This is a genomic window from Micromonospora sp. MW-13 (genome assembly GCF_003434305.1).
GTDB lineage: Bacteria > Actinomycetota > Actinomycetes > Mycobacteriales > Micromonosporaceae > Micromonospora.
Map to the genome: position 1 here is coordinate 94,150 of NZ_QKKX01000030.1, position 16,559 is coordinate 110,708.

At 77.3% G+C, this 16,559-nt stretch carries 14 protein-coding genes and 1 pseudogene; 6 read left to right on the forward strand and 9 right to left on the reverse strand.

Features of this window, described 5'->3' with window-relative positions; translation table 11 throughout:
* Positions 1–7: 7 nt before the first annotated feature.
* From C5N14_RS16050 to C5N14_RS16090, 9 genes and pseudogenes are all read right to left on the reverse strand, one after another.
* Positions 8–403 carry a DUF3040 domain-containing protein gene (locus tag C5N14_RS16050; RefSeq protein ID WP_117668892.1) on the reverse strand — a complete coding sequence of 132 codons (396 nt, stop codon included), beginning with the start codon at positions 401–403 and terminating at the stop codon, positions 8–10.
* 115 nt (positions 404–518) lie between these two features.
* A complete protein-coding gene (locus C5N14_RS16055; RefSeq protein ID WP_117668893.1) occupies positions 519–1,778 on the reverse strand; it encodes a DNA polymerase IV in 1,260 nt (419 codons plus the stop codon).
* A 49-nt stretch (positions 1,779–1,827) separates the two neighbouring features.
* A complete protein-coding gene (locus C5N14_RS16060; RefSeq protein ID WP_117668894.1) occupies positions 1,828–3,126 on the reverse strand; it encodes an alkaline phosphatase family protein in 1,299 nt (432 codons plus the stop codon).
* Positions 3,123–3,890 carry a methyltransferase domain-containing protein gene (locus C5N14_RS16065; RefSeq protein ID WP_117668895.1) on the reverse strand — a complete coding sequence of 256 codons (768 nt, stop codon included), beginning with the start codon at positions 3,888–3,890 and terminating at the stop codon, positions 3,123–3,125. Before C5N14_RS16065 ends, C5N14_RS16060 begins: the two co-directional genes overlap by 4 nt.
* A gap of 79 nt (positions 3,891–3,969) precedes the next feature.
* Entirely contained in the window at positions 3,970–4,149 is a 180-nt protein-coding gene (locus C5N14_RS16070; protein WP_117668896.1) for a hypothetical protein, read from the reverse strand.
* 89 nt (positions 4,150–4,238) lie between these two features.
* Positions 4,239–7,511: an error-prone DNA polymerase gene (locus C5N14_RS16075; protein ID WP_371685855.1), complete on the reverse strand. Its 3,273-nt coding sequence runs from the start codon at positions 7,509–7,511 to the stop codon at positions 4,239–4,241.
* Between the two features lie 372 nt (positions 7,512–7,883).
* On the reverse strand, positions 7,884–9,509 hold the full coding sequence (locus C5N14_RS16080; RefSeq protein WP_117668898.1) for a DNA polymerase Y family protein: 1,626 nt from the start codon (positions 9,507–9,509) through the stop codon (positions 7,884–7,886).
* A gap of 128 nt (positions 9,510–9,637) precedes the next feature.
* A pseudogene (locus tag C5N14_RS16085) lies at positions 9,638–10,372 on the reverse strand (hypothetical protein); the annotation flags it as partial.
* 281 nt (positions 10,373–10,653) lie between these two features.
* Entirely contained in the window at positions 10,654–11,103 is a 450-nt protein-coding gene (locus C5N14_RS16090; protein ID WP_117668899.1) for an SAV_6107 family HEPN domain-containing protein, read from the reverse strand.
* 526 nt (positions 11,104–11,629) lie between these two features.
* Between C5N14_RS16090 and C5N14_RS16095 the strand changes: the two genes are divergently transcribed.
* The 6 genes from C5N14_RS16095 (at position 11,630) to C5N14_RS16120 (ending at position 16,554) form a co-directional block, all read left to right on the forward strand.
* A complete protein-coding gene (locus C5N14_RS16095) occupies positions 11,630–12,685 on the forward strand; it encodes a DMT family transporter (RefSeq protein ID WP_128763590.1) in 1,056 nt (351 codons plus the stop codon).
* 117 nt (positions 12,686–12,802) lie between these two features.
* Positions 12,803–13,291, forward strand: a complete 489-nt coding sequence (locus C5N14_RS16100; protein ID WP_117668901.1) for a YbaK/EbsC family protein — start codon at positions 12,803–12,805, stop codon at positions 13,289–13,291.
* Positions 13,288–14,025 carry a monooxygenase gene (locus C5N14_RS16105; RefSeq protein WP_117668902.1) on the forward strand — a complete coding sequence of 246 codons (738 nt, stop codon included), beginning with the start codon at positions 13,288–13,290 and terminating at the stop codon, positions 14,023–14,025. Before C5N14_RS16100 ends, C5N14_RS16105 begins: the two co-directional genes overlap by 4 nt.
* A complete protein-coding gene (locus C5N14_RS16110) occupies positions 14,022–14,612 on the forward strand; it encodes a GNAT family N-acetyltransferase (protein WP_117668903.1) in 591 nt (196 codons plus the stop codon). The genes C5N14_RS16105 and C5N14_RS16110 overlap by 4 nt, the downstream gene beginning before the upstream one ends.
* Complete coding sequence (locus tag C5N14_RS16115; RefSeq protein ID WP_371685853.1) at positions 14,609–15,430, forward strand: carotenoid biosynthesis protein; 822 nt, start codon at positions 14,609–14,611, stop codon at positions 15,428–15,430. Before C5N14_RS16110 ends, C5N14_RS16115 begins: the two co-directional genes overlap by 4 nt.
* The gene (locus C5N14_RS16120; RefSeq protein WP_117668904.1) at positions 15,427–16,554 is read left to right on the forward strand and encodes a glycosyltransferase family 2 protein; all 1,128 of its coding nucleotides are present in this window, start codon (positions 15,427–15,429) and stop codon (positions 16,552–16,554) included. Before C5N14_RS16115 ends, C5N14_RS16120 begins: the two co-directional genes overlap by 4 nt.
* The last annotated feature ends 5 nt before the right edge of the window (positions 16,555–16,559 follow it).

Sequence of the window (16,559 nt, forward strand, 5' to 3'; positions counted from 1 at the left end):
GGCCGGGTCAGCGGTGCCCCTCCGGGCGCTGCCGCCACCGGTCCTCCATCCGGTCCAGGAACGACGACCGCCGGCCCGACCGCCCACGCGGACGACGCCGACTGGTCGTCCCGCCGACCACGTGCAGGTCGGGGGACTGCGCCCGACGGTGCGACTGCACCGCGTACGCCGCCGAACCCAGCATGACGACGAAACCCGCCACCGCGAGCGGTGGAGTCTTGATCACCGCACCGTAGACCAGCAAAGCCAGGCCAACGATGATCGCGCCGGCAGCGACGAGCAGACGACGCCGCGCATGGAAGCGCGGATCGCTGGCACGCACGGCCGAGGCGAATTTGGGGTCCTCGGCAAGCGACCGCTCGATCTGCTCGAACAGCCGCTGCTCGTGCTCCGAGAGCGGCACGGCACTCCTCCCCGGTCACGTGGGTCGGCCCGGGCGGGCCGACAGACCGTGACAGCCAACCGGCTGCTTACCGCCAAGTCTACGAGGGGGGTCGCGCGTCGGAAAGCGGGACGACCTATGGGCGGGGTGGATTTTCATTTCGCCCCCGATCGCGACGCCCGAGCAGACTCGCCGGACCTATGACGGACCGCCCGAAACGGGCAGCGGCGGCGTCGGCCGCCGCCTCCGCCTCCCGCCAGCCACGCTCGGGAGCGCCGAGGGTGAGCTGCTGCGGGGTCTCCCCCGCCGGGGCGAGCCCCTCCACCCGCACCCCGACGAGGCGGATCCGATCGCCAGGGTCGAGAACGGTGTAGAGCGCCCACGCCGTGTCGAAGATCTCCCGGGCGGTGTCGGTGGGGACGCCGAGGGTGCGCGAGCGGTTGACCGTGCGGAAGTCGGCCATCCGCACCTTGATCGACACCGTCCGCCCGACCTGACCGGCCCGGCGCAGCCGGATGCCGACCTTCTCGGCGAGGGCGAGCAGCGACCGGCGGATCTCCAGCGGGTCGCCGACGTCGGCGTCGAAGGTCACCTCGGCGCCGATCGACTTCTCCGCGTGCTCCGGGGTGACCCGGCGCGGGTCGCGCCCGCAGGCCAGCTCGTGCAGGTGGGCAGCGGCGGCCTCCCCGACCGCCTTGCGGAGCATGCCGAACGGCGCCTCGGCCAGGTCGCCGACGGTGGTCAGCCCCAGCCGCCGCAGCGTCTCGGCGGACCGCTCCCCCACCCCCCAGAGCGCGGAGACCGGCAGCGGATGCAGGAAGTCGAGCACCCGGCCGGCCGGCACCACCAGCAGCCCGTCGGGCTTGGCCCGGGTGGAGCCGAGCTTCGCCACGAACTTGGTCGGTGCGACCCCCACCGAGCAGGTCAGCTCCTGCTCCCGCTCGACCCGGGCACGGATGCGCCGGGCGATCTCGGCCGGTGAGCCGAAGAGCCGGCGGGCGCCGGCCACGTCGAGGAACGCCTCGTCGAGCGAGAGCGGCTCGACCAGCGGGGTGACGTCCCGGAAGACCTGCATGACGGCCCGGGAGGCCGCCGTGTACTGCGCGAAGTCGGGCGGCAGGTAGACCGCGTGCGGGCAGAGCGCCCGGGCCCGCATGGTGGGCATGGCGCTGCGGACGCCGTACCGTCGGGCCTCGTAGCTGGCGGAGCTGACCACGCCGCGCGGCCCGACCCCGCCGACCACGACGGGCCGGCCGCGCAGCTCGGGGCGGCGACGCACCTCGACCGAGGCGAAGAAGGCGTCCATGTCGACGTGCAGGATCGGGCAGCCGGAGTCGTCGCCGTCGGGCCCGAAGCGCGGATCGCCCCCACGCGGCAACGACTGACTGCGGCCCATCCCCGCAGGCTAGCCCCCGGGTACGACACCCCGGAGGCCGCACGACGCCTCAGCCGCGGACCACCAGCAGCGGGATGGTCATCTCGGCGGCCGTGTCCGCCCCGTGGTACGCCACCAGGCGCGACTCGATCGGCTTCTCCGAGCGGGTGGCCACCACCGCTGACGTGCCCCGGCAGACCACCACCACGTCGCCGACCCGGCGCAGGTGCTCCTCCGGCACCGGGCCGAACCAGCCGGTGGCCACCGCCTCGTCCCGGTGCAGCACCCGGGCCGCGTCGCCGAGCACCGCCGACCAGGCCGCCACCACGTCGTCGGCCGCGCCGGGCTCGACGTGCAGGTAGCGGACCCGGGGCTCGCCGGCCAGCACCCGCACCCCGGCCCGCAGCCCGAGGTCGGCGTCGAAGTCGACCCGGTCCGCCGCCGGCACGTCGAGCTGGCCGTGGTCGGCGGTGACCAGCAGCGCGGCGTCCGGCGGCAGGCCGTCGACCAGCCGGGCGAGCAACGCGTCCACGACGGCGGCGGCGACCCGCCACGGCGCGGAGTCGACCCCGCTGAGATGGCCGTGCCGGTCCAGGTCGGGGTGGTAGCCGGAGACCAGGGTCGGCCCGGTCCCGGCGGCCAGCGCGGTGAGCATCGCGGCGGCGAGCGCGTCGGCGTCCGCGGCGCCCCGGTAGTCGCCGCCCCGGTTGGCGGCCAGGGTGAGGCCGCTGCCGGCGTACTCGGGGCGGCTCACCACGGTCACCGCCACCCCGGCGGCGCGGGCCCGCTCAAGCTGGGTGGCGACGGGCTGCCAGCGCAGCGGCTCGGGGTCGCCGGTCCACTCGATGTGGCTGAGCACCCGGTCGGTGCCGGGCACCCGGACCTTGAAGCCGAGCACCCCGTGCGCGCCGGGCGCCACGCCGGTGCCCAGGGTCACCAGGCTGGTCGGGGTGGTCGACGGGAAGCCGGAGGTGAGCGGGCGGCCGACGGTCGCGGCCAGCCCGGCCAGGGTCGGGGCGTACGGGGCGGCGGTGGGGATCTGGTACCAGCCGAGCCCGTCGACCAGCAGCACGGCGACCCGCCGCACCCCGGCCAGCCGGGGGGCCAGCCCGAGCAGGTCCGCGGCCCCCGGCACGCCGAGCACCGCCAGCGCGCTGGGCAGCACGTCGGCCAGGCTCCCGCCGCCGTACCGGGGCGCGACCGGCTCCAGCGGCGCGACCGGGAACGCCGGCCCCGGTGCCGGGCGGGCCGGCGCGACCGGGGACACCGGCCCCGGTGCCGGGCGGAGCGGCGCGGTCGGGGACACCGGCCCGCCGGGCGGAGCCGAGCGGAGCGGATCGCCGGGCGGGGGCGGGACGGGCCCGGTCATGCCGGCCGGCGGGCGAACAGGTGCAGTTGGGCGGCGAGGTCCCGGTACGGCGGTTGGGCGGCCAGGGCCCGCTCCAACTCGACCAGGGCGGCCGGCTGGCCGTCCGCGACGGCGGCGGGGAGCAGGTCGGCCAGGACGCGTACCCCGTGGATCTCCTCGACCGTCAGGCCGCCGGCGGTGAGCAGCGCCACGGCGCGGTCGGCGTCGTAGCGCCGGCGCAGGGTGTCCCGGGGACCGGCGGCGCCGGCCGGGTCGGCGGCCACGGTGGCGGCCAGGTCGAGGTGGCCGTTCATCGCCCGGCCCAGCACGGCGGCGGCCTGGCCGGCGACCAGGACGCTGGCCGCGCCGCCCGGGCGCAGCGCGGCGACCAGCGCGGCCACCACCGGCGCGGGGTCGTCGACCACCTCCAGCACGGCGTGGCAGAGCACCAGGTCGACGCTGGCCGGCTCGACCAGCCCGGCGAGCGCGTCGCCGTCGCCCTGGAGCGCGCGGACCCGGTCGGCGACGCCGGCCTCGGCGGCCCGGCGGGTCAGCGCGGCGAGGGCGTCGGGACTGGCGTCGACCACGGTGACCCGGTGCCCGGCCTGGGCCAGCGGCACGGCGAACCCGCCGGTGCCGCCGCCGACGTCGAGGACGGTGAGCCGGTCACCGGCGCGGCGGTCCAGCTCGGCCCGGAGCACGGACCAGATGACGGCGGTACGGGGGGTCAACGGCGGGCCGGTGAGCCGGCCACGGGTCTGCTCCACGCGGTCGAGCCTAGTCACCTGGTCCAGTCGCCCGGCGTGTCCGGTGGCCGGAGAACGGCGACCGGTGGGGCCGGGCGGGCTCCGGGCCGGGGTGGGGTCAGGACTCGCCGCCGCCGGCCGGGTCCTCCTCGGCACGGGACCGGCGGGCGTTGGCCACCGGGCCGTCGGTCACCGAGTATTCGCGAGCCTCGGTGGTGTCCGCCGCGACCCAACCGGCACCGAGCCGGGTGCGTCGGGCGTTCGCCACCGCACCGGTGTACGTGTCGTTACCCGCCACTTGTCTTACCCCTTCGTGGAACCCGGGCCACTCTGCCCGCGCGCGGTCACAAGTCTCCCGCGCGATCGCCCGCCACACTGTAACGTCGGTCACCGGAAGTCGCGGGAGGCCGGGGCGACCGGCGGTTCGATCGGGTCGAGCCGGTCGGCGGTGAGGTTGATCACCCCCTCGTGCCGCTGCAACCGGCCGCGCACCACCAGGGCGGCGCTGGTCCGCGCCACCCGCCGGTAGCGCTGCCACAGCCCCGGCGAGCAGGTGACGTTGAGCATCCCGGTCTCGTCCTCCAGGTTGAGGAAGGTGACCCCGCCGGCGGTGGCCGGCCGCTGCCGGTGGGTGACGATCCCGCCGACCCGGATCCGCCGACCCGGCTCCACCCGGGCGAGCCGGGCGATCGGCACCGCGCCGAGGGCGTCGAGCCGGTCGCGGACGAACCGGGCCGGATGGCTCTCCGGCGACAGCCCGGTCGCCCAGACGTCGGCGACGAGGCGGTCCACCGCCTCCATCCCCGGCAGGGTCGGGGCGGTCGTGCCGGTCACCGTGCCCGGCAGCCGGCCCGGCCGGTCCTGGGCCGCCGCCCCGGCGGCCCAGAGCGCCTGCCGCCGGGTCAGCCCGAAGCAGGCGAAGGCGTCCGCGGTGGCCAGCGCCTCCAGCTGTGCGGCGGTGAGACCCACCCGCCGGGCCAGGTCCGGCATGTCCCGGTACGGCCCGTGCGCCGTCCGCTCGGCCTCGATCCGCTCGGCCACCCCGTCGCCGAGGGTACGCACGCCGCCCAGCCCCAGCCGGACGGCCGGCCCGCCGAGGCCCCACTCGTGCGGGGGCTCCCCGGCGGCGCTGCCCCACCGGGTGGCCGGGGTGGACTCCAGCACCGCCTTCGCGCCGCTGGCGTTGACGTCCGGCCGGCGTACCTCCACCCCGTGCCGGCGGGCGTCGTCGACCAGGGTCTGCGGCGAGTAGAAGCCCATCGGCTGGGCGTTGAGCAGGGCGGCCAGGAACGGGCCCGGGTGGTAGCGCTTGAGCCAGGAGCTGGCGTACACCAGGTAGGCGAAGCTCATCGCGTGGCTCTCCGGGAAGCCGTAGCTGGCGAACGCGGTGAGCTTGCGGTAGACGTCGTCGGCCAGTTCCCCGACGATGCCCCGCCCGGCCATCCCGGCGTAGAGCCGGTCGGCGATCTGCGCCATCCGCTCCACCGAGCGCTTGGCCCCCATCGCCCGGCGGAGCTGGTCGGCCCCGGCCGCGTCGAAGCCGGCCAGGTCGATGGCGAGCTGCATGAGCTGCTCCTGGAACAGCGGCACGCCGAGGGTCTTCTCCAGCGCGTTGCGCATCAGCGGATGGGCGAACGTCACCGGCTCCTGGCCGTTCTTGCGCCGGATGTACGGGTGCACCGAGCCGCCCTGGATCGGGCCGGGACGGATCAGCGCCACCTCCACCACCAGGTCGTAGAACTCGCGGGGCTTGAGCCGGGGCAGGGTGGCCATCTGGGCGCGGCTCTCCACCTGGAACACCCCGACCGAGTCGGCCCGGCAGAGCATGGCGTACACCTCGGGGTCGTCCAGCGTCATGTCGCCCAGGTCGAGGCTGGCCCCGATCATGTCGTAGCCGTAGTGCAGGGCGGAGAGCATGCCGAGGCCGAGCAGGTCGAACTTGACCAGGCCGACGGCGGCGCAGTCGTCCTTGTCCCACTGGAGCACGCTGCGGCCGGGCATCCGGCCCCACTCCACCGGGCAGACCTCGATCACCGGCCGGTCGCAGATGACCATCCCGCCGGAGTGGATGCCCAGGTGCCGGGGGAACGTCTGCAACTCGTCGGCGTACGCGACGACCTGCTCGGGGATGCCCTCGACGTCGACCGAGGCGACCGAGCCCCAGCGGTCGATCTGCTTGCTCCAGGCGTCCTGCTGGCCGGGCGAGAAGCCGAACGCCTTCGCCACGTCCCGCACCGCCGACCGGGGCCGGTACGAGATGACGTTGGCGACCTGGGCGGTGTGCTCCCGGCCGTACCGGGCGTAGACGTGCTGGATCACCTCCTCCCGGCGGTCGGACTCGATGTCCACGTCGATGTCGGGCGGGCCGTCGCGCTCCGGGGCGAGGAAGCGCTCGAAGAGCAGCCGGTGCCGGACGGCGTCCACGTTGGTGATCCGCAGCGCGTAGCAGACCGCCGAGTTCGCCGCCGACCCCCGGCCCTGGCAGTAGATGTCCTGCGCGCGGCAGAACGCGACGATGTCGTACACCACCAGGAAGTAGCCGGGGAAGCCCAGTTCCTCGATCATCCGCAGCTCGTGGTCGAGCTGCCGGTACGCCTCCGGGTGCGCTGCGCAGGGCCCGTACCGCTCCCGGGCGCCGTCCATGGTGAGCTGACGCAGCCAGGTCATCTCGGTGTGCCCCGGCGGCACCGGGTACGCCGGCAGTCGCGGCGCGACGAGCTGGAGGTCGAACGCCAGCTCCGCGCCGAACTCGGCGGCCCGGGCCACCGCGCCCGGGTACGCGGCGAACCGGGCCGTCATCTCCGCCCCGCTGCGCAGGTGCGCGGTGGACGCGGCGGGCAGCCAGCCGTCGATCTCGTCCAGGCTGCGCCGGGCCCGCACCGCGGCCAGGGTGGTGGCCAGCCGGCGCCGCCCCGGCGTGGCGTAGTGCACGTTGTTCGTGGCCACCGTGGGCAGCCCCGTCGCGGCGGCCAGCTCGGCGAGGGCGTCGTTGCGGTCGGCGTCGACCGGGTGGCCGTGGTCGGTCAGCTCCACCGCCACCGTGTCCGCGCCGAACAGCGCGGTCAGCCGGTCCAGCTCCCGGGCCGCCGCGTCGACGCCCTCGGTGAGCAGCGCCGCCGGCACGTGCCCCTTGCGGCAGCCGGTGAGCACCAGCACGTGGTCGCGCAGCTCGGCGGCGACCTCCTCCAGCTCGCCGTAGTCCGGGCGGCCCTTCTCCCCGCCGCGTAGCTGGGCGCGGGCGATGGTGCGGGCCAGCCGCGCGTACCCCTCGGGGCCGTGGGCCAGGGCGAGCAGGTGGGCGCCACGCGGGTCGGGCTCGCCGTTCTGCGGGCCCGACAGGCCCAGCGACAGCTCCGCGCCGATCACCGTGGGCAGCCCCAGCGTACGGGCCGACTCGGCGAAGCGGACCACGCCGTAGAAGCCGTCGTGGTCGGTGACGGCGAGCGCGGTGAGCCCGAGCCGGGCCGCCTCCGCCGCCAGTTCCTCGGGGTGGCTCGCCCCGTCCAGGAAGCTGAAGTTGCTGTGCGCGTGCAACTCGGCGTAGGGCACCGCGCCGCCGGGGCGGGACAGCTCCGGCGGACGGTACGGCTCCCGCCGGCGGCTCCAGGCCGGCGCGTCGCCCCCGTCGGCGTCGACGGCGAGCGGATCCACCACGTGCAGGTGCCGCCCGTCAGCTCCTCGCCCGCCGGCCCCAGCCCTGGCCCCACCGCCCCGGGGCGCGCCGCTCCCGACCCCGCTGCTCCGGAAGGCACCGTCGCCCGACCCACCGTCGCCCGACCCACCGTCGCCCGACCCACCGTCGCCCGACCCACCGTCGCCCGACCCACCGTCGCCCGACCCACCGTCGCCCGACGCACCGTCGCCCGACGCGGCGTCGCCGGCTCGCCCGGAGAGCACCCGCTCCAACTCCGCCCACGGCATCCGCGGATTGTGGAAACTCACCGCGCCCCCGGTTCGGCAGAGATCCGGAGAGGTTCCGGGCCCCGGAGGGGCCGAGTTCTTCCCAGCTCCGTGGGGTAGACGGCCCGTCGGTCAGTCATAGATGGCCTCCACCAGCCACTGGCCGGCCTCGACCGCGAGGAGAAGGGCGGCGCCGTCGGCCAGGCAGACCTGGAACCGGGCGCGGCGGCGGGCCTCGGCCGGCGCCCACCAGCGCTCGTCCACCGGCCACGGGCCGGCCCAGCCGACGATGTCCACCGGGCGGGCCGTGCCGACGACCAGCCGGGCGGGGGCGGCGCTCACCTGGAGCCGGGCGCTGACCCCGACCGGCTCACCGGCGGCGTCGTACACCGTCGCGGCCAGCGGCGCGGGGAGCACCACGGCCGGCGCGGGCGGCGGAAGGCGGCCCGGCCACGGGGGGACCGTCCCGGACCCCGCCGGGTTCACCGGCGCCGGAAGGGCGTCCTGGGCCGGCCGGGTGGGCCCGCCCGGGCGGGCGGGCAGCCGCTCGTCGCCCCAGGGCACCAGCCGCACCTGGTCGGCCGGGGACCGCCCGCCGCCGAGCACCGCGGTGACCACCGCCTCGGGGCCGAGGATGCCCTGCACCCGGCTCAGCGCCCGGTGCGCCCGTTCCCGCTCCTCGCCCGTCTCCCCCCACAGCCCGGGCTGCAGGCCGACCTGGGCGAGCACCCCGTCGGGCACCAGCCGCAACCGGATGATCCCGGCCGTCGGCCGGGCCGGGCGGGCGCCGGACCGGCCGGTGCTGCCGGAGAGCCAACCGTCCAACTGCCAGCGCACCCGGTCGGCGATGGCCGCGGCGGTGAGCAGGCCGTCGTGCCGCCAGACCCGGTGCAGCTCCTGGCCGTCCGCGGTGACCGCCTCGATGCCGAGCCGGGTGCAGGCCAGGCCGTGCGCGGCCAGCCGGTCGTGCAACCGCTCGGCCAACGCGCGGGCGGCGAAGGCCGCCGCGTCCACCCGGTCGATCGGCTCGTCGTGGTCGGCGGTGACCGCCAGGTCGGCCGGGGGCTGACGGACGGCCAACGGCCGGTGGTCCCGGCCGGCGGCGAGCCGGTGGGCCAGCGCGCCGTCGAACCCGAACCGGGCCAGCACGTCCCCCGCCGGCAGCGCGGCGAAGTCCCCGAGGGTACGGACGCCGAGCCGGCGCAGCAGGTCGGCCAGCGCCGGCCGGCCGAGCGCCTCCACCGGCAGGCCCGCCAGGAACCCGGGCGTGCCGCCGGCGGGCACCACCTGCCCGGCGCGGGCGGCGAGGCCGGCGGCGAACACCCCGTCAGCGATCCCCACCTGGCTCTCCACCGCGCAGGTCTGGGCGACCTGCTCGATGATCCGCTCGGCGGCTGCCTGCTCGCCACCGAGATAGCGGCTCGGACCCCGCGCGGCCAGCGCGCAGGCGCCCGGACGGACCACCTCGACCCCGGCGGCGACCTCCTCGACCGCGGCGACCACCGGCTCGAACGCCCGGGCGTCCCGGCCCGGGTCGTGGTCGACGACGGTCAGCTGCGGGCAGCGTCCCTGCGCCTCCCGCTTGCGCAGCCCCCGACGGACGCCCTCGGCGCGGGCCCGCTCGGAGCAGGCGACCACCCGGTTGGCGTGCAGCACGGCGACCGGCCCGACGGCCGGTACCCCCTCGACGATCTCGGCGGCGAGCACCGGCCAGTCCGGGCACCAGAGCAGCAGCGTGCGCGTCGGCACCCCGGTCACCCGGGACCGACCGCGGCAAGCCCGCCACGGTCGGGCGGGACGTCCGGAACGGGCCCGCCATGGCCGGGCGGGATGTCCGGAACGGGCCCGCCACGGCCGGGCCGGACGTCGGAGGCGGGCAGGAACGCCGGGGGCACCGGGCGGAGCCGGCCGGCGGTCGACCGGCCGGTGACGGAGGCCGCCGGGACGGCGGCCGGGCGGGGGATGACCCGGGTGAGCCCGTCGCCGGGGAGCCAGACCTTGATCTCCTTGGGCCGGGCGGCAGCGCCCCGCCCCCGGGCGGAGACGGTCACCTCGCGCCGGCGCAGCCGGCCCCGGCCCTGTCCCAGCCCCTCCCAGACGCCCCGGACCACCTGCAACGTGACGTCCGCGCCGTCCCAGCGGCCGTATGGGACGAGCACGCTGCCCCGCTGCCGGGCCCGGGCGGCCAGCCGGTTGGCGACCGAGGCGGAGAGGGCGGCCGGCACGGCGGCCACCACCACGTCCACCCCGTCGATCAGCGCGGCGACGACGGTGGGCCACTCCGGCCCCGGCTGCGGCACCAGGGCGAGCCGGTCCAGGGCGAGCCCGGCCTCGGCCGCCGCGCCCGCGCCGAAGGTGGGCACCCCCACCACGGCGCACCACGAGCCGGCCCGGGACGCCTCGGCGAGCAGCGCCAGCACCAGCGACGTGCCGCCGCTGCGCCGGGGCTGGCCGGTGGCTACCGCGATCGTGCTGCCCCGGCGCAGCCCCCGGTTGGGCAGCAGGCCGGTCAGCTCGGGGGGCACCGGGAGCACTCGCTGCCCCCCGGCCGGGTCCGGCGCGCTCGCCGGACGCACCAGGCCCGCGAGTGCGGCGGAACCGACCACCATGCGGCCCGCCATCGGACCTACCCCCCGTCGTGCTCGTCGTGCCGGAATCGTGCGTGCCGGATCGTGCTGAAGTCGTGGTGCGCCGGGCCACGCCGGGCCCGGCACCGGACCGGGTGCCGCCGGACCGGGTGCCGCCGGACCCGCCCGACCTGGGTGAGCCCGAGCGGGCGGGAGTGCCGCCGCAGGAACGGGGCGTCGTCACACACCGGCGGGGCGGCGCCGACGCGGGGGCGGGGCGGGCTGGGCGGGGGCAGCCCCCCCGCCGGGAACCAGCGCCCGCCAGGGCGGCTCGCTCAGGCGGCCAGGCCGTCGAGCGCAGGCTGGTGGGCCAGCCCGAGAGTGGCCTCCACCACCGCCACGAACTGCTCGGCCGCCCGGAGCAGGTCGTCGGCCTGCCGGGCGCTGACCACCCGGGGAATGCCGGCCTCGGCGGCGGCGCGCTTGCTGGCGCCGGCGGCGAAGAACGCCGCCCACTCGTCCAGCTCGGGGGCGACGGTGGAGAGCAGGACCCAGACGCTGGTGATCCGGTTGCGCCGGGCCGGCGCGGGACGGGCCCGGGCGGCGAGCAGGGCCGCGGCGGCGCGGAGCGCGGCCAGGTGGGCGGCCGCGTAGCGCAGCCCGTCGGGGTCGGTCCGGGCGGCCTCGGCCAGCCCGTGGCGGGCCACCGCGAGAAGCTGGGCCGGGGTGCGGTGCGGCAGCACGTGTGCCGGCACCGTCGGTGGCTGGGCCGGGTTGGTCGGCATGGGCTGTCTCCTCCACGTGGCCGGGCCGGGCGCGGCGACCGGGGCCGCCGGCGCGCAGGCCGTCGAGTGGTGCGGAGGAAGACGCACCGGTGGGGCCGGCCGGGTGTGGACGCTTCCCCACACCACACCCGGCCGGCGTACCGGCGGGTTCGTCGCCCGCCGCCCGGGGGTCGTGGGCGGCGGGCGACGCTCCTGCCTGACGGGCCCGGACTCGCGACTGCCCGGGACCCAGGTGCGGCCCGCGGAGCCGCACCGCCCGGGGACCGGCGCCGCGAAACACCGCCCGGGCTGTTGGAACGAACGTTCGAGGCAATCGAACACTCGTTCTAACTGCTGCTGACAGTACACCTCGCCCCCGACGAAAATGCAACGTGTGGCGGACGGCGCGGCGGACCGACGACCCCGCACGCCGGACCGGCGCGGCGCACCGGACGAGACCCGACCGGCCGCCGCCCGCGCGGGGCCCGGACGGGTAACGAGTGCCTGCCCCCTACGTCCCTGACGACCGCAGCGCTAGCCTCTGCTCGTGACGACTCCCCGCCCCGCCCTCGGTGTCGCCATGGTGCTCGGCTCGGGAGCCCTGTTCGCCGTCAACGGCACGGTCTCCAAGCTGGTGCTCCGGGCCGGCCTGAACGCCCAGCAGCTCACCCTGCTGCGCGCGCTCGGCGCCGTCGCCGGTCTGCTCCTGCTGAGCCTGCTGCTGCGCCCGGGCGCGCGCCGGCTCCGGGCCGCCCCCCGGCAGATCCCGCTGCTGGTCGCGTACGGCCTGACCGGCTTCTTCCTGGTGCCGATGCTCTACTTCGTCGCCATCTCCCGGCTGCCGGTCGGCCTCGGCCTGCTGTTCGAGTACTCCGCCCCGCTGCTGGTCGCCCTCTGGGCCCGGTTCGGCCAGCGGCACCGGGTCCGCCCCCGGCTCTGGGCCGGACTGGCGTTGAGCCTCGCCGGGCTGGGCTGCGTGGCCGAGGTGTGGGGCGAGCTGAAGCTGGACGGGCTCGGCATGCTCGCCGGCCTCGGCGCGGCGGTCTTCCTGGCCGGCTACTACGTGCTCGGCGCGCGCGGCGTGCAGGGGCGGGACACCCTGTCGCTGTGCACCTGGGCGTTCGGCGCGTCCACCGTGGCCGGGCTGCTCACCCGGGCGGCCACCGCCGGCACCGGCGGCTGGGAGCCGCTGACCGGCAGCGCCGCGGGCGTCCCGGTCGCCCTGCTCTGCGGGTACGTGGTGGTGCTCGGCTCGATCGTGCCGTACCTGCTGGTGGCGGGCGCGATGCGGCACCTGCCGGCGACCAGCGTCGGGATCGTCGGCATGGTGGAGCCGGTGCTCGCCGCGGCGGTCGCCTGGGTGGTCATCGGCGACGGCGAGACGCTCAACGCCGCCCAGCTCGGCGGCGGGGCGCTGGTGCTGCTCGGGGTGGCGCTGGCCGAGACGGCCCGGGTGGCCACGCCCCGGGCGACCGTGCCGCCCGCGCCCGCCGCCCCGCCCCGCAGGTTCCGTCTCGCCGACCCCGGCCGTCGGGACGGCGCCCGGCCGTCCAGGGGGTCCGACCAGATCGAGGGTGGACCTGTCACCGCGAGGCGCACCTGAAAAGACAAGACGCCGTACTCGTACTTCTGGGTGGCGGACTGGTGGCAACGAGCGGGCCGGACGAGACCCGGACTGCCCCTGGGAACCGGGCGGGAACGGGCCGGGGAGAATGACCCCATGCAGTCACACCCGAACGTACGGGCCGTGCAGGAGGCCCTCGACGCCGCGGACACGCGGGACGGCGCGGGTCGGCCCAGCGAGGTCCGCCTGCTGCCCGAGGCCGTGCACACCGCCGCCGCGGCGGCCGAGGCGCTCGGCGTGGGCGTCGGCGCGATCGCCAACTCGCTGGTCTTCGCCGCCGACGACGCGCCGCTGCTGGTGCTCACCTCCGGCGCGCACCGGGTGGACACGGCCGGTCTGGCCGCGTCCCTCGGGATCACCCACCTGCGCCGGGCCACCCCCGAGTTCGTCCGGCAGCACACCGGCCAGGTGATCGGCGGGGTCGCCCCGCTCGGCCACCCCGCGCCGCTGCGCACCCTGGTCGACACCGCCCTGGAGCGGTACGACGAGGTCTGGGCGGCCGGCGGGGTGCCCCAGGCCGTCTTCCCCACCACGTACGCGGAGCTGGTCCGGATCACCGCCGGCACCCCGACCGAGGTGGCGTGACCGGCGTACCCGAGCTGGTCACCCTGCACGTCTGGCGGATCGGTCGGGCGGCGCTGCCCGGCGCGCTGGCCCGGATGGCGACGCACCCGACGCGGCTGCGCCGCACCGGCGGGGTGCGGTTCGGCAAGCTGCTCGGCACCGGGACGGGCACCGGCTTCGGCCCCGGCGACGCCGACCTGACCCGCTGGGCGGCGCTGGCCGTCTGGGACTCCCCGGCCGCCGCGGCCGGCTTCGACGATTCGCCGGTGGGCCGCTCCTGGTCCCGCGTCGCCCGCTCCTCGGCGCGGGTGGACCTGCGCCCGTTGACCAGCCGGGGCGAGTGGTCCGGCCGGCGCCCGTTCGGCGAGCCGTCCGGCAGCCGGATCGCCGGCCCGGTGCTGGCGCTGACCCGGGCCCGGCTGAGGCCCCGCCGGGCGGTCACCTTCTGGCGGGCGGTTCCGCCGGTGGCCGCCGCCCTGCACGCCGCGCCCGGCCTGCTGGCCCGGTTCGGCGTCGGCGAGGCCCCGCTGGGTTGGCAGGGCACGGTCAGCGTGTGGCGCGACGCGGCGGACCTCGGCGCGTTCGCGTACCGTCACCCCGAGCACCGCGCCGCGATCACGCGCACCCCCACCGAGGGGTGGTACGCGGAGGAGCTCTTCGCGCGGTTCGAGGTGCGCGACGTGGTCGGCGACCGGTCGGTGCTGGGTTGGGTCGCCGACGGCGACCCGGAGACGGCGAAGGATGGGCGGGCATGAGGTTGGTGCGCTGGACGCCGGACGACCTGGTCCGGCGGCTGGACGACGTGGTGGCCGTCTACGGCGAGGCGATGAACTACCGGGCCGACCTGTTGGAGGCCCGGCGCGGCTACATCGCCACCCACGTACGCCGCCCCGGCTTCCGCGCCGTCGCCAGCCTCACCTCCGAGGGCCACCTGGCCGGCTTCGGGTACGGCTACCTCGGCGCCCCCGGCCAGTGGTGGCACGACCAGGTGCACCGGGCGCTGGACGGCGCCGCCCGGCGACGCTGGCTCGCCGACTGCTTCGAGGTGGTCGAGCTGCACGTCCGGCCGCCCGCGCAGGGGCACGGCCTGGGCGCCCGGCAGCTCACCGCCCTGCTCACCATGGCCTCGGGCAGCACCACCCTGCTGTCCACGCCGGAGGCCGACGAGCGGCGCTCCCGGGCCTGGCGGCTGTACCGCCGGTTCGGTTTCGTCGACGTGCTGCGCCACTTCCAGTTCCCCGGCGACGAACGCCCGTTCGGCATCCTCGGCCGGGACCTCCCGCTCACCCCGCAGTCCCCGGCGGACCGGGCGGCCTCCGCCCCGGGCCCGGACACACCGTGACCCGACCCCGGCTGCCCCGGGCCGGGCTGGGCGGCCGGCTGCCCCCGGCCGGGCTGGGCGTGCTGGTCCTGGCCCAGATCTGCTACCCGCTCACCACCGGCCCCGCCCGGGCCGGGCTGACCGTGGCCACCGTCGTGCTCGGGTACCTGCTCTCGGTCGGCCACGCGCTGCTGAGCCGGGGACCCCGGGCGGCGGCGGCGCTGGTCGCCGTGGCCACCGGTGGCGGCTTCGCGATCGAGGCACTGGGGGTGGCCACCGGCTTCCCGTTCGGCAGCTACGACTACTCCGGCGAGCTGGGCCCGAAGCTGGCCGGGGTGCCGCTGATCATCCCGCTCGCCTGGACGTGGATGGCCTGGCCGGCCTGGCTGACCGCGGCCCGGCTCTGCCCACCCGGGGTCGGCCGGGTGGCCCTCGCAGCCGTCGGGCTGGCCGCCTGGGACCTCTTCCTCGACCCGCAGATGGTCGCCGAGGGCTACTGGGTGTGGCGGGACGTCACCCCGGCGCTGCCCGGCCTGCCCGGCGTGCCGGTCAGCAACTACCTCGGCTGGCTGCTCTTCGCGGTGCTGCTGATGGCGGTGCTGCGCCCGTTGGCCGGGCCGGTGATCGACCACGCGGACTCCCGGGACGACCCGATGTTCGCGCTCTACCTGTGGACGTACCTGTCCAGCATCCTGGCCCACGCGGTCTTCCTCGGCCTGCCCGCCTCGGCGGTGTGGGGCGCGGCCGGGATGGCGGTGGCCGCGGGGCCCCTGGCCCTGGCGCTGGTCCGGGAACGCCGGGAGCGGCGCCCGCGCCGGCCGGCCGACGCCACCGCATGACCGGCGTCCTGCTGCTGGTCGTGGGCGTGGCCGCGCTCACCGCGCACACCTGGGTCAACGCCACCCGGTGGCTGCGCCGCCCGGCCGACGGGCCGGTGCGGGTCGCCGAGGTCGTCGCGGTGCTGCTGCCGCTGCGCGACGAGGCCGCCCGGGTCACCCCGTGCCTGCGGGCGCTGCTCGCCCAGCGGGGCGTGCCCGACCTGCGGATCGTGGTGCTCGACGACGGCTCGACCGACGGCACCGCCGACGTGGTCCGCGCGGTGGCCGGCGCCGATCCCCGGGTCGCCCTGCTCACCGGGGTCGCCCCGCCGCCGGGCTGGCTGGGCAAGCCGCACGCCTGCCACCAGCTCGCCACCCGGGCCGACCCGGCCGCCACCGTGCTGGCCTTCGTCGACGCCGACGTGGTGCTCACCCCGTACGCGGTGGCGGCGGCGGTGGCCGAGCTGCGCGCCGCGCGGGTGGCGCTGCTGTCGCCGTACCCCCGGATCGTGGTGGCGACGGTGGCCGACCGGCTGGTGCAGCCGCTGTTGCAGTGGCTGTGGCTGACCTTCCTGCCGCTGCGGGCGATGGAACGCTCGCCGCGGCCGTCGCTGGCCGCGGCCGGCGGGCAGTTCCTGGTGGCGGACCGGGCCGGGTACGACGCGGCTGGCGGGCACGCCGCGGTGCGCGCGCGGATCCTGGAGGACATCGAGCTGGCCCGGGCGGTCAAGCGGTCCGGCGGCCGGATCGCCCTGGCCGACGGCTCCCGACTGGCCGCCTGCCGGATGTACGACGACTGGCCGCAGCTACGCGACGGCTACACCAAGTCGCTGTGGGCCACGTTCGGCCACCCGGGCGCGGCGGCGGCCGTGCTGGCCCTGCTGCTCCTGCTGTACACCGCTCCCCCGCTGATCGCGCTGGCCGCCCTCGCGGCGGGCGCTCCGGCGGTCGCGGCCCTCGCGGCGCTCGGCTACCTGCTCGGGGCGGCCGGGCGGGCGGTCAGCGCCCGGGCGACCGGCGGCCGATGGTGGCCCGACGCGCTCGGCCACCCCGTGTCGGTCGTGGTCCTCGGTTGGCTGACCCTGCGGTCGTACCATCTGCGGAAGCGGCGGCGCCTGTCCTGGCGTGGTCGTCCGGTCAGCTAGGAGGG

Excerpts from the sequence above, each read along its gene's own strand:
- C5N14_RS16100 (WP_117668901.1), top strand. The coding sequence starts at position 12,803 with ATGCAGTCACACCCGAACGTACGGGCCGTGCAGGAGGCCCTCGACGCC.
- C5N14_RS16055 (WP_117668893.1), bottom strand. The coding sequence starts at position 1,778 with ATGGGCCGCAGTCAGTCGTTGCCGCGTGGGGGCGATCCGCGCTTCGGG.
- C5N14_RS16110 (WP_117668903.1), top strand. The coding sequence starts at position 14,022 with ATGAGGTTGGTGCGCTGGACGCCGGACGACCTGGTCCGGCGGCTGGAC.
- C5N14_RS16090 (WP_117668899.1), bottom strand. The coding sequence starts at position 11,103 with ATGCCGACCAACCCGGCCCAGCCACCGACGGTGCCGGCACACGTGCTG.
- C5N14_RS16120 (WP_117668904.1), top strand. The coding sequence starts at position 15,427 with ATGACCGGCGTCCTGCTGCTGGTCGTGGGCGTGGCCGCGCTCACCGCG.
- C5N14_RS16060 (WP_117668894.1), bottom strand. The coding sequence starts at position 3,126 with ATGACCGGGCCCGTCCCGCCCCCGCCCGGCGATCCGCTCCGCTCGGCT.